The following is an 11985-nucleotide window of genomic DNA, read 5'->3' on the forward strand; positions in this document are numbered from 1 at the left end:
TTAAAGTTTTGTAATGAAGGATGCTGTCGCTGCTTTAAACCATCAAGACTACCTGAAACTTTGTGCTGAAATTAGCCAGCACAATCAGGCTTACTACCATGATGATCAACCAATCATTAGTGACGCTCAGTACGATTTAATCTATCAGCAGCTTTTAGCGTTAGAAGCTCTTCATCCTGATTGGGTAACCAGTGAATCGCCCACGCAACAGGTCGGGTTTCATGCCAACCAAGCCTTTAGACCCGTCAAACATAGTCTACCGATGTTGTCTTTAGACAATAGTTTTGATGATCAGGATCTAGCGGCTTTTTATCAGCGCGCATTAGACCGTTTGTTGCAATTGCAACACCCATCTATCATATCGGATGTTAGTCAGTTATCCCATGCTCTCAATTTTTTTGCAGAACCAAAGCTGGATGGCTTAGCTTTAAGTTTACGTTATGAATCCGGGCGTTTGGTTACTGCGGCTACTCGCGGCGATGGTGAAACCGGAGAAGATGTCACTCATAATGCTCGCACGATTGCTGCGATTCCTAAAAGGTTACAGGGTGACCATTGGCCTGCGCTGTTAGAGGTGCGCGGTGAAGTTTTTATGACGAAGTCCGCCTTAGCCCAGCTCAATGAACAACAGGCGGCAAAAGGTGATAAACCTTTTGCGAATCCTCGCAATGCCGCTGCCGGAAGTTTGCGTCAGCTAGACCCTAAAGTTACAGCACAACGTCAACTTGATTTTTATTGCTATGGCTGGGGAGAGATTAGTCCGTCTTTTGATCTGCCAACACACTATGCCGGTGTTATGTCGTTATTAGCCCAGTGGGGGTTTCCAGTAAATCCGCTTGGTCGGACGGTTATTGGCCTAGATGCGATGATAACCTACTATACCGAGTTGGCTGAACAGCGTGCTGATCTCGGCTATGAAATTGATGGTATTGTTTATAAATTAGCCGATTTATCGGCACAGGCGACCTTGGGATTTACCGCCAAATTTCCGCGCTGGGCCATTGCGCGTAAGTTTCCAGCTCAGGAGGTTTGGACTGATTTATTGGGTATTGATATTCAAGTGGGGCGTACCGGCGCATTAACCCCCGTTGCTCGCCTAACGCCAGTTGCCGTCGGTGGTGTTATTGTTGCTAATGCCACCTTGCATAATTTGGATGAAATTCGTCGCAAGGATATCCGTATAGGTGATAAGGTGATTGTTCGACGTGCTGGTGATGTCATTCCAGAAGTGGTCGGACCTTTAGTGGATCAACGACCTAGTAATGTCCGCACATTCGAGATGCCACCAACTTGTCCGGTTTGTGAGTCTGCCGTCTTTAAGGACCCCGATAAAGCCGTTTATCGTTGTAGTGGCGGATTATATTGTCCCGCCCAGCAGCAACGGGCCTTAGAGCACTTTGTATCGCGCAAAGCCATGGATATACAGGGTTTAGGCGGCAAGGTGATCAGTCAACTAATTGCGGCTAAATTAGTGGCACATCCGGATGATTTTTATCAGCTTAGTCTTGATGAATTACTCAAACTGGAGCGCATGGCTGAAAAATCAGCGCAGAATCTTCTAGATGCGATTGCGGCCTCAAAACAAACAACTTTAGCCCGATTTATTTTTGCGCTAGGTATTCCCGAAGTTGGCGAAGTGACTGCCAAAAACTTGGCTAGAAACTTTGGTGAACTTGACGGGCTGTTAGCTGCGGATGCTGACCAGTTGCTAGCCATTCCCGATGTGGGGCCGGTTGTTGCCCAACAAATAGAACGATTTTTTGCGCAAACTCACAATCGCGAGGTGATTGCCGGCTTATTAAACGCGGGTATTCAATGGCCGCCTCTTCAAGGGCAGCCGCCAACTAATAGCACGGAACAGACAGCTGAGACCCAACCGCAAAAGGAAACTCTTTTTACTAATAAGACGCTCGTTATTACCGGCAGTTTTGTTGGCCAGTCACGAACGGATTTAGCTGCGTTGCTGGAGCAGATGGGGGCCAAAGTGACCAGTAGTGTCTCAAAAAATACCGATTTTTTAATTGCCGGCGACAAAGCCGGTTCTAAACTAACCAAGGCTATTGCACTGGATGTGCCAGTGATAACCGCCGATGAATTAACGCGCATTTTAGGAGCAGCAGATGGTTCGACCCCGTAATGTGGGCAAGGTAAATCGTAAAAAACCGATTCCAGAATGGGAGCAGGAAGAATTTACCAGTCGTACAGATATAAAATTAGCCGCCCAGGAAGTTACCGATATTGGCGTATCTTTGGCGGAGTTTAGTGACAGCCAGATCAAAAAAATGCAGCTACCTGCCGAATTATTGGAAGCCGTACTGCTGTTAAAAACTATGACGGCAGGGCCTGCCATCAAGCGTCAACGCTTATTTATAGGTAAGTGGTTACGCCAGCATGAAGATGAATTGGCTGATATTCGAGCACGATTGATTGAAGCGGAAGAGCGAGCAAAAAAACAAAACCTGCACTTTCAGAAATTGGAGCGTTGGCGTGATCGTTTATTAAGCGAAGGTGATGATGCGCTGACAGCGTTGTTAGAGGACTTCCCACAAGCGGATCGTACCTTATTGCGTCAGCATATTCGTAATGCGCAAAAAGAAGCGGAATTAAATAAGCCACCAAAGGCGGCACGGGCGATTTTTCAATATCTTAGAGGCTTGGAGTGGTAAATGAATAATCCTTTTGTAAAAATGATGTTACGCCGCTTTGTTATGCGTTTTATTAATCAATTAATCCTCAAAGCGATGGGGAAAAGCCCGCGACGTCCGGGTCGTTTTTAATCAATTGAGTTCGTTTGCTGGCGGCGTTTGATTAGCCGGTAAAACCGCTCTAACTCAAACAATAGCAGGCCTGCTAAGATCAATATTGCGCCAAAGATAACGGGCAAACTCAGTTGCTCGTTATTAACGGCAACGCCCAAAGCGACCGCAAATACGGGCGTAATCATCGGAATCATGCCTAAACGTAACGCATCTAAGTGCTTGAGCACATAATAATAGAGCGCAAAGCCAATGACAGAACCGACCAAAATTAAATAGCCCAGAGCCCAACTTGTCCGAGTTGATAAAGGCGGCCAATCCAACAATACGGTCGGGTGAATGATTAAAAATACGATACTGGTAATCCATAGGGCACCGGTAACGACGTGCAGGGGTGGCAGATTGTGAGCGGTTTTTTTGACCAGTACCGTACTTAATGAATGAAAAAAGACGCCAATTAAGGCTACGATCAGGCCTTGAAGGAGTAAATCCTGTGTTGAGACCGATTCGAGATTAGGTACAAATAGCACCATTAAACCGATCAAGCTAACACCGATTCCAAGCCATTTTGCCGGTGTCAGGCGTTCTGTTCGAAGAATAAAATAAATGAGCAAACCCGTGACTATTGGGTTCATGCCCCAAATTAAGGCGATCCATCCGGAAGGCATGGTTTGAGCAGCCCAATAGACGGGTGTCATGCCACCTAATAGGCCGATTGCCGCGGCTGCATAGACCTTAAACGCAGACCAGCTGAGATCAAAGCGTTGTTGTTTAAATACAATAATCATTGGCAGTATGATTAACGCACTTAGGATCAATCGGGCCGCTACCCCAAAAAACCAGTCAGACTCACCACTCCATTGAATGGCAAGAGGTGTGGTGGTCCAAATAAGTATTACCACCAAATACGCAAGACTAATCGGGAACATAAGCTCAGTTGGCCAATAGGAAATTAATGTTCAGTGTTGGCTAGAAAGACGCCCCTGCTTCGATCTTTTTGCACCTGATGGGCTGAAAAAACCTGGCCATTCATGACAATATAAACGTCTGCGGGAAGATGTTGTACGGCCATCAGAGCCGCACCTAAGTTAAAGCTGGCATCAGATTGCCCCAACTTAAAAGGTCGCATCGCGCCGGTTAAAATGAGGGTTTTCTGTGCCAAATTTGCTGCGCGATTAGCCAGATAAGTTGCGGTTTCGGGCATTGTATCGGTGCCGTGGGTAATCACAATTTGTTGGTTAGGTGTTTTTGAGCAGGCCTGGTAGAGAAGGTCGCGGTCAGCATCATCCATCAACAGGCTGTCTTTTAGCATGATTTCTTGCACTGAAATATGAAGCGTGTGATTGGCTTGATTCAGTAACTCCATTAGATGGGTGTGACCAAACACTAGTTCACCCGTTAGGGGATCATAGTCTTTATCTAGCGTACCGCCACAAGCTAATATACTGATCTGAGCCATAGATACCCTCACATGGGCAAAAAGGTTAAGGGGGTAGTTTTTTTAAGGTTAGGTTGGGCGCAGTATGCCGCGCACAATTCCTAGGATTTCAATATCCTGATTCTTTAAAAAAATTGGTTTCATCTCGGCATTTGCTGGCTGTAAACGTACACCATCTTGCTCGATAAACAGTTTTTTCATGGTGATTTCTTCTTGATTAATGCGCACCACCACCGATTCTCCATTTTCTGCTGAGTTGCAGCGTTCAATGATCACAATGTCGCCATCACAAATATCTTCTTCAATCATAGAGTCACCTTTAACGCGCAAGGCAAAGGTTTCTTTTTTAACCAAGCTTTTTGGGATACTGACCGTGTCATAATCCAGTTCCATTTGACGGGGTTCACCAGCATAGGTCCAACCGACCAGTGGAACTTCCACCCAATCCTCGTCGATCAGTTCAAAAGCGGCATTGTCATTAAAGGCCAGTTTTTGTTGGCGTTTTGGTATGAGATAGGCGAGTTTACTCATTTTGGAAAGACCTGCTTAAAGGGTTTAATCTCAACGCTGTCATAGGCACCAGCGGCGACATAAGGGTCGGCATCTGCCCATGCCGATGCCTGTTCAAAGGAATCAAAATCAGCCACAATTAAACTGCCACTAAAACCTTCTTGACCGTCCATAAGCGGGTGAGGGCCAGCTAAGACTAATCGTCCTTGGGCATCGAGGGCTTCTAGACGTGCTAAGTGCTCTGGTCGTGCCGCCAAGCGTTTAGCTAGGCTGTCGTTAACATCTTGTGCCATGATCGCAAATAACATTAGGTGTTCCTTTTGCAAGTGAATGTCAGTTAGTCTTTTTTAATATCGACGGTTTGAGTTGCCTCGGCAGTCGTTTCTTCGCTGTCAATTTGTTGTGTATAGCGACTGATATATAAGCCCTGAATCAGGATAAAGGCAAAGGTTAATCCCATTAGGCCAAACAGCTTAAAGTTAACCCAGGCATCTAACGAGAAGTTGTAATAAACCCAAAGGTTGATAACCCCACTAAAGACAAAAAATGCAATCCACATATAGCTCAGTCTTACCCATACCTGATCAGGCATTTGGATTAAACTGTCCATCATACGCTGCACAATCGGTTTATTACCAAACATATAATGACTGGCTAAAAATACCGCGGCAAAGCCCCAGTTAACAACGGTCGGTTTCCAAGCAATAAAGGCTTCATCTTGCAACAGAATAGTGGCACCGCCTAATACAACAATTAAAGCAAGGGTGATGAGGTGGATTTTTTCTACTTTGCGGTAACGCGCATAGAGGTAGCCTACTTGAATTATGGTTGCGACGATGGCAACGCCAGTTGCAATGTAAATGTCATACATCTTGTAGGCGATAAAAAATAAGATAACGGGAAACAGATCAAATAATATTTTCATTACAGAGCGAAACTCATGATTAATTAATGTTGTGCATTATTCTATAAGCTTACTGGTTATAATAACAGCTTAAATAAAGTGAATTGTTTGTAGGATTATGACAACTAAAGTTGATTTTCATTGCCACACCCAAGCCTCTGATGGCAGCTTAAGCCCTCAAGAACTCATTGATCTGGCGGTTAAAAAAACCATTGGGTGCTTGGCCATTACTGATCATGACACGACCGCGGGTTATCAACAGGTCGTGGATTATGCCAATACACAAGGGTTGGAGTTAATTAGTGGCGTTGAAATTTCAGCCTTATGGCAAAATCGTACCGTACATATTGTGGGGCTTAATTTTTCGGTTAATAATGCCTCTTTACAAGCTTTGTTGACGCGAATTCGAGCGCTTCGTTGGCAACGAGCTGAAGCGATTAATCAGCGGTTACAGCAACGGGGCCATCCTTGTATGCTAGACGAATTAACGACATTGGTTGCCGATCGCGTGGTTGGCCGACCTCACATCGCCCAAATTTTGATGTCACGCCAATACGTTAATTCAATTAATCAAGCTTTTGACAAATTTTTAAAACAAGGTCGTACGGGTTTTGTGACCGCCGACTGGCCGAGTTTGGAAGATGTGGTGTCGGCTATTAATGAGGCGGGCGGACAGGCGGTATTGGCTCATCCAGGTAAATATAAATTAACCAGTCGTAAATTAAATGGCTTGTTAACCGACTTTAAAGCGGCTGGAGGAACTGGTATGGAAGTGGTCACTCAAAAATTCGCTAGTTCTGAAGCCATCGGTATGGCCGACCGCGCTAAACGTCATCAATTAATGGCCTCTGTCGGTTCTGATTACCACGGGCCTGAACAAACTTGGCGCCAGTTGGGGGCTTTGGCGCAGCTTCCTGCCGGTGTTACCCCCATTCAGCAGGCCTGGTTAACTAAAGCCTGTTATTAAAACGAGTTAAAAAGATAATCTATGTCAAATCCTTGCTTATATATTGAAGTTCATCCGGAAAATCCACAGCCACGATTGCTTGCCCAAGCCGTAGAACGATTGGAAGCGGGTGGCATTGTCGCTTTTCCAACGGAATCGGGTTATGCGCTAGGGTGTTTATTGGATAATAAAGACGGTGCTGAGCGTATTCGTCAGCTTCGACGTTTAGATGATAAACACGACTTTACCTTAATGTGTCCCGATTTAAGTCACCTGTCTCATTATGCTAAGGTTGGTAATGTGCAATTTCGTTATTTAAAGGCACATCTTCCAGGACCTTATACCTTTGTTTTACCGGCGAGCCGTGAAGTGCCAAGGCGAATTCAAAACCCTAAACGGAAAACGATTGGTTTGCGTGTTTCACCCAATCAGGTCTGTCAAACACTATTAAGTTACTTTGATAAGCCTTTGATGTCCGTATCTTTAATTCTGCCCGGTGATAGCTTGCCGATGGCCGATGCTTGGTCGATTAAAGAAACGCTAGAATCCCAATTAGATGTGATTATTGATGGTGGTTTTGGAGGTTATGAACCAACAACCATTATCGATTTTACCGATGATGTGCCACAGCTCGTTCGATTGGGTCAGGGAGTGTTTGACGAATGATGGCAATGCATGAACTCAACTTTATGCAGTTATTAGCCATATGGGCCTTACCGGTCATTTTTGCCATTACCCTACATGAAGCCGCGCATGGTTGGGCGGCCGAAAAGCTAGGCGATAAAACTGCGCGAATGCTTGGGCGTGTGACCTTGAACCCGATTAAACATATCGACCCGATTGGCACCCTATTGGTACCTGCGGTCTTGCTATTTTTAGGTGGCTTTATTTTCGGTTGGGCCAAGGCGGTTCCAGTAAGTGTCCGCAATTTTAAAAAGCCCGAACGAGATATGGCTGTGGTTGCCATTGCGGGTCCGGCCGCGAATTTATTGATGGCCGTACTATGGGCGCTGATCCTCAAACTAGGCTTTATTCTAGTGGGTAATCAACCCGAAGTAGGTCAATTTTTAATTTATTCGGGTATCGCTGGCTTGAGCATTAACATTATTTTAATGCTCTTAAATCTACTGCCGATTCCACCGCTCGATGGAAGTCGTCTGGTATCAGCGGTTTTACCAAAGCCGCTGGCTTGGCAATACAATCGCTTAGAACCTTTTGGCTTATTTATTTTACTTGGGTTGGTTGTATTGGGTGTGGTGAGCTGGTTGCTCAGTGGACCTTATCAAGCGACATATCGTTTTATGCTTGGATTGATTGGAGTTTAAGCCGTGAGCGATGGCGAAAATATTCCGGTTCAGCTTGAACTGCCCCTAGCCTGGGTCAAGGGTGAGCCAGTAACACGCCTGCCAAAAAATCTCTATATTCCGCACAAAGCCCTAACAGTTTTACTCAGTGCCTTTGAGGGGCCACTTGATCTATTATCCTACCTTATTAAGGTTAACCGTTTTGATATAGCCGATATTCCGGTGGTTGAAATTACCCGACAATATCAAGCTTATTTGGGCATGATGCAAGAGATGGATATGGAGCTGGCAGCCGACTATCTCTACATGGCGGCTTGGTTAACTGAAATTAAATCCCGGTTATTATTACCGCGACCGCCGCAAGCGGAAGACGAGCCAGAAGACGATCCGCGAGAAGCTTTAATGCAACAGCTGCTCGATTATCAAGCCTATCAACACAGTGCGGAATGGCTAGCTGAGCAGGTTGTACAAGCTCAGGCTGACTATCCGGTCTCCTTAGCAGCCAACTGGGATGAGTTGCAAGAAGATGAAGATCATGGTGCCAAAACCGAGCAACCTGTGCCGGCGATAGCTTTAGCGGATTTGTGGCGAGGGCTACAAGCGGTGCTGCAGCGTCAAGCCTTAGTCAAACCCCACCAGGTTGGTGAAGAAACGATTTTAATTAGTCATAAAATGGCCTATATCGAAACCTATTTAGCCGAGCAAGCTCATTGCCGAATTCCTATACTTGACCTTGTGTTGGCGCAGGAGGGCAAACCAGGCCTGGTGGTAACGTTTATTGCCTTGCTAGAGTTGTGGCGTCAGCGACGTGTGCAGCTATTTCAAGATGATGGCACCCAATGGTTGAGTGTCGAGGGTGTTACGGCATGAATCAAGCCAAGCCAATTCCAAAATTACAAGCACAGCTTATGACCTTGTTAATTAGCGCTGACGAACCTCTGCCAGCATCAACCCTCCTTCAGTACTTGGCTGAAACAACACAGCAGCCTTTTGATTTGGATGGTTTGTTGATTAATTTAGAAGCCGCCATTTTGCCATTGGGGTTGCGATTAAAAATCAATGCCGCAGGTGTTAGATTGGTTTTAATCCCAGAACAGCAGGCTTGGTTACAGCATTTTTTGCCGCAATCGGCTCCAAAACTTTCACGTGCTGCGTTAGAAATTTTAGCGATTGTTGTTGTTAAACAACCGATTACTCGTGCTGAAATTGAAGCGATTCGCGGCGTGCAGGTGAGCAGTGGTAGCATGCAACAGCTTAAAGATTTGGGTTGGATTGCACAACAGGGCCAAAAGCAAGTGCCTGGCTTACCCTATTTATGGGTAAGTACCGACAAGCTAGTGCAGGATTTAGGCCTGGCCTCGGCACAGCAATTACATGATGAATTAACCAAACGTTTAAACGATTTTAAAGCAAGCCAATCGCTAGAGAATGCCTCAGCCATAGTAGAAAATGCTAAAATCGACGTTTAATAACTTATTAACTAAGGATGCATGAGCAAAAACGCCATGGCAGATGAAAAACTACAAAAAATCCTAGCGCGAGCGGGTTACGGTTCGCGCCGTCAAATTGAGCAACTGATTGAACAAGGCTTAGTGCAAGTTAATGGTCGCACCGCGAAATTAGGTGACCGTGCTAATGAACAATCTCAATTATCGGTACGTGGACAAAAAGTCAAAGCCGAGCGACTCGAAAAGCAACCCACGCAGGTCATTTTGTACCATAAACCCGATGGTTTGGTCTGCTCGCGTCAAGATGAGCAGGGGCGAGACTCGATCTTTAGCCAGTTACCAAAAATTATTCACGGTCGTTGGATCAGTATCGGTCGTCTAGACCTGAACACCAGTGGTTTATTGTTGTTGACCAACAATGGCGAGCTAGCCAATCGGATGATGCATCCGTCATACGAATTAGAGCGCGAATATGCGGTACGAATTTTTGGCGAGGTCACTGAAGAGATCTTGGCGCGTTTGCGTACCGGAGTTCAACTGGATGACGGACTGGCGAAGTTTGATTATGTGGGTAAGTTACCGTCGGATGAGGAAGCTCAAAATCAATGGTTTCGTGTTATTTTACGTGAAGGCAAGTATCGTGAGGTGCGTCGCTTGTGGGAAGCTCAGGGGGTTAAGGTCAGCCGTTTGATTCGGGTGCGTTATGGCGATATTAGCCTGCCAAAAGGTTTGCGTAGAGGTAAAACTGAGGCCTTAAACTGGATGCAGGTTAATAAACTTTTAAAAGCGGTTGAGTTGCCTGAAGAAGCACGACCTGACCTGCGTCATCGTCCGGAAGCGGCTGAACGTCAAAAACGTATCATGGTAGATCGTGCTAAACGTAGCGCAAAATACGCAACATCACGGCGGCGTTAAACACGGATGTTGCCAAAGTTTATCGCCGCACTTGGCTTAGTCAGCCTGCTAGCACAACCTGTTTCGGCTAAGGATACAACGGCTCCGATAAGTCTATTACCTGCCCTATCAACGCAAGAACTTAATGATCTCGCCAATCGGATACGTTTTAACGAAACGGCCAACCGTGCGGAATGGCAGGTTTTTTGGAGCAGTCGAGAGGCTTTTCCATCACTTGGCTTAGGTCACTTTATTTGGTTGCCTGCCGATGTAGAGGTTCCTTTCGAAGCGGCATTTCCGGCGATGGCTGCGTTTGTAGCCGAGCAGATTGCAACGCCTGAGTGGTTGTTGGCCGAGCACGCGCCTTGGCCTAATCGATCCGCTTTTATTGCCGCACAACAAGCCCAAGATGACAAAATACAGACTTTGCAAGCCTGGTTGCTCGCCAGTCAGCCATTGCAAATGGCTTTTATCTTACAACGTTTTGAACAACGAGCTGATCTCGCCAAAACGCGCTTAGGATTATCAGACCAAGAGCCACGTTGGCAGTTGTTTATTGATTTAATGGCCACTACGGCCGGACGCTATGCACTGGTTGACTATACCAACTTTAAAGGTTGGGGAGATTTGACTCAGGAGCGTTATCAAGGCCAAGGCTGGGGACTGTTTGATGTGCTTGAGCAGATGTTATCAGCCCATAAAAATCTAGCTAATATGAACGAAACTAATAAGTTAGCCTTGTTTGCGGAGGCGTCTTATCATGTTTTAGAGCGACGAGTAACCTTAGCGCCCAATGAGGAGATGTCATGGTTACCAGGCTGGAAAGTGCGAACCGAAAGTTACCGGTTAGACCATGGCCAACCTTAAGATCAGACAAACAAGGCTGGCGGTTTTATACTATTCCAGTAGACCTAATTTTTTAATTTTGACCGCGTTGCTAACAGCACTGACGATCGCATGTTTATATTGGGCGGGATACCCTTTGTCATCAGGGCTAGCGTTATTGGTCACGATTGCGGCCTTGTTGGTTCATGCTATTGTGAACTGGTTTAATGAGGTCTATGATGCTAGAGCTGGCCTAGATAATATCACTCAGCGTACGCCTTTTAATGGCGGTAGTGGTTCGTTACAGTTAGAGCCCGAGGCTATTAATTTTGTTGAACGGGTAGCATTAGGTGCATTGGGCGCAGTGATTTTGTTCGGGTTTTATATTGTTTGGTTATGGGATTGGCGCATCGTTCCACTCGGTTTATTAGGTTTGCTGGTTATTTTCAGCTATAGCCCCTGGATGACACGTCATCCGTTCTTAGGTTGGTCTTCACCTGGTTTTGGATTAGGTGTTGTTATGATGATGGGGATTGCATTTGCCTTAACCGGTGCTTATCCGGTCTGGTTAATCGCGGTAACCTTATTGCCTTTTTTATTAATTAACAATTTGTTATTACTCAATCAATTTCCAGACCAGGTCGCCGACCAAAAAGTCGGGCGGCGCACCTTGCCATTAGCGATAGGTGATAGGCAGGCACTGCGGGTATTTAAAATCACCATATGGGTGAGTCTGGCCTGGTTGTTGTTACTGATTATATTCCAGGCTTTGCCTGTGTTGAGTATCATCGCACTCGTCGGCTTTTTACCTGCGCTGGGTATTTGGGCTAAACTTCAGCCCGGTTTTACGCAAACACCTGATGCCATTGTTGTTTTAAGACAAAATGTCGTAATGATTTTGGGCGTTATTATATTGTTAACGCTGAGTTTAGTGATAAGTGCCTGGTTGGGCTAGGAAAT

The 11985-nt window shown here is 45.8% G+C and carries 15 protein-coding genes; 10 read left to right on the forward strand and 5 right to left on the reverse strand.

The window, feature by feature from the left end:
• Positions 1-13: 13 nt before the first annotated feature.
• A complete protein-coding gene (gene ligA / locus THICY_RS03770; protein ID WP_013835283.1) occupies positions 14-2137 on the forward strand; it encodes an NAD-dependent DNA ligase LigA in 2124 nt (707 codons plus the stop codon).
• Positions 2121-2666, forward strand: a complete 546-nt coding sequence (gene yjgA, locus THICY_RS03775) for a ribosome biogenesis factor YjgA (protein ID WP_013835284.1) — start codon at positions 2121-2123, stop codon at positions 2664-2666. The genes ligA and yjgA overlap by 17 nt, the downstream gene beginning before the upstream one ends.
• 107 nt (positions 2667-2773) lie before the next feature.
• Here yjgA and THICY_RS03780 read toward each other — a convergent pair whose 3' ends face one another.
• Genes THICY_RS03780 through THICY_RS03800 form a run of 5 tightly spaced genes read right to left on the reverse strand, consistent with a single transcriptional unit; the run spans position 2774 to position 5629 of the window.
• On the reverse strand, positions 2774-3685 hold the full coding sequence (locus tag THICY_RS03780) for a DMT family transporter (protein ID WP_013835286.1): 912 nt from the start codon (positions 3683-3685) through the stop codon (positions 2774-2776).
• A 23-nt stretch (positions 3686-3708) separates the two neighbouring features.
• Positions 3709-4215: an asparaginase domain-containing protein gene (locus tag THICY_RS03785; protein ID WP_013835287.1), complete on the reverse strand. Its 507-nt coding sequence runs from the start codon at positions 4213-4215 to the stop codon at positions 3709-3711.
• A 48-nt stretch (positions 4216-4263) separates the two neighbouring features.
• A complete protein-coding gene (gene lexA / locus THICY_RS03790) occupies positions 4264-4725 on the reverse strand; it encodes a transcriptional repressor LexA (protein ID WP_013835288.1) in 462 nt (153 codons plus the stop codon).
• Positions 4722-5012, reverse strand: coding sequence for a YciI family protein (locus THICY_RS03795; protein ID WP_013835289.1), 291 nt, complete (start codon positions 5010-5012; stop codon positions 4722-4724). The genes lexA and THICY_RS03795 overlap by 4 nt, the downstream gene beginning before the upstream one ends.
• A gap of 29 nt (positions 5013-5041) precedes the next feature.
• Positions 5042-5629 carry a septation protein A gene (locus THICY_RS03800; RefSeq protein ID WP_013835290.1) on the reverse strand — a complete coding sequence of 196 codons (588 nt, stop codon included), beginning with the start codon at positions 5627-5629 and terminating at the stop codon, positions 5042-5044.
• A gap of 97 nt (positions 5630-5726) precedes the next feature.
• On the opposite strand from THICY_RS03800, the gene THICY_RS03805 reads away from it, so the two are divergent.
• Genes THICY_RS03805 through THICY_RS03840 form a run of 8 tightly spaced genes read left to right on the forward strand, consistent with a single transcriptional unit; the run spans position 5727 to position 11980 of the window.
• A complete protein-coding gene (locus THICY_RS03805; protein WP_013835291.1) occupies positions 5727-6575 on the forward strand; it encodes a PHP domain-containing protein in 849 nt (282 codons plus the stop codon).
• 21 nt (positions 6576-6596) lie between these two features.
• Positions 6597-7220, forward strand: a complete 624-nt coding sequence (locus THICY_RS03810) for an L-threonylcarbamoyladenylate synthase (RefSeq protein ID WP_013835292.1) — start codon at positions 6597-6599, stop codon at positions 7218-7220.
• Positions 7217-7879, forward strand: a complete 663-nt coding sequence (locus tag THICY_RS03815; RefSeq protein WP_013835293.1) for a site-2 protease family protein — start codon at positions 7217-7219, stop codon at positions 7877-7879. Before THICY_RS03810 ends, THICY_RS03815 begins: the two co-directional genes overlap by 4 nt.
• 3 nt (positions 7880-7882) lie before the next feature.
• A complete protein-coding gene (locus tag THICY_RS03820) occupies positions 7883-8728 on the forward strand; it encodes a segregation and condensation protein A (RefSeq protein ID WP_013835294.1) in 846 nt (281 codons plus the stop codon).
• Positions 8725-9327: an SMC-Scp complex subunit ScpB gene (gene scpB / locus THICY_RS03825; protein WP_013835295.1), complete on the forward strand. Its 603-nt coding sequence runs from the start codon at positions 8725-8727 to the stop codon at positions 9325-9327. The genes THICY_RS03820 and scpB overlap by 4 nt, the downstream gene beginning before the upstream one ends.
• Positions 9328-9348: 21 nt before the next feature.
• On the forward strand, positions 9349-10221 hold the full coding sequence (gene rluB / locus THICY_RS03830) for a 23S rRNA pseudouridine(2605) synthase RluB (protein WP_245534983.1): 873 nt from the start codon (positions 9349-9351) through the stop codon (positions 10219-10221).
• Between the two features lie 6 nt (positions 10222-10227).
• Entirely contained in the window at positions 10228-11067 is an 840-nt protein-coding gene (locus tag THICY_RS03835) for a hypothetical protein (RefSeq protein ID WP_013835297.1), read from the forward strand.
• Positions 11054-11980, forward strand: a complete 927-nt coding sequence (locus tag THICY_RS03840; RefSeq protein WP_013835298.1) for a prenyltransferase — start codon at positions 11054-11056, stop codon at positions 11978-11980. Before THICY_RS03835 ends, THICY_RS03840 begins: the two co-directional genes overlap by 14 nt.
• Positions 11981-11985 lie beyond the last annotated feature (5 nt).

Source organism: Thiomicrospira cyclica ALM1 (genome assembly GCF_000214825.1).
In the GTDB taxonomy this organism is placed as follows: Bacteria; Pseudomonadota; Gammaproteobacteria; order Thiomicrospirales; family Thiomicrospiraceae; genus Thiomicrospira; species Thiomicrospira cyclica.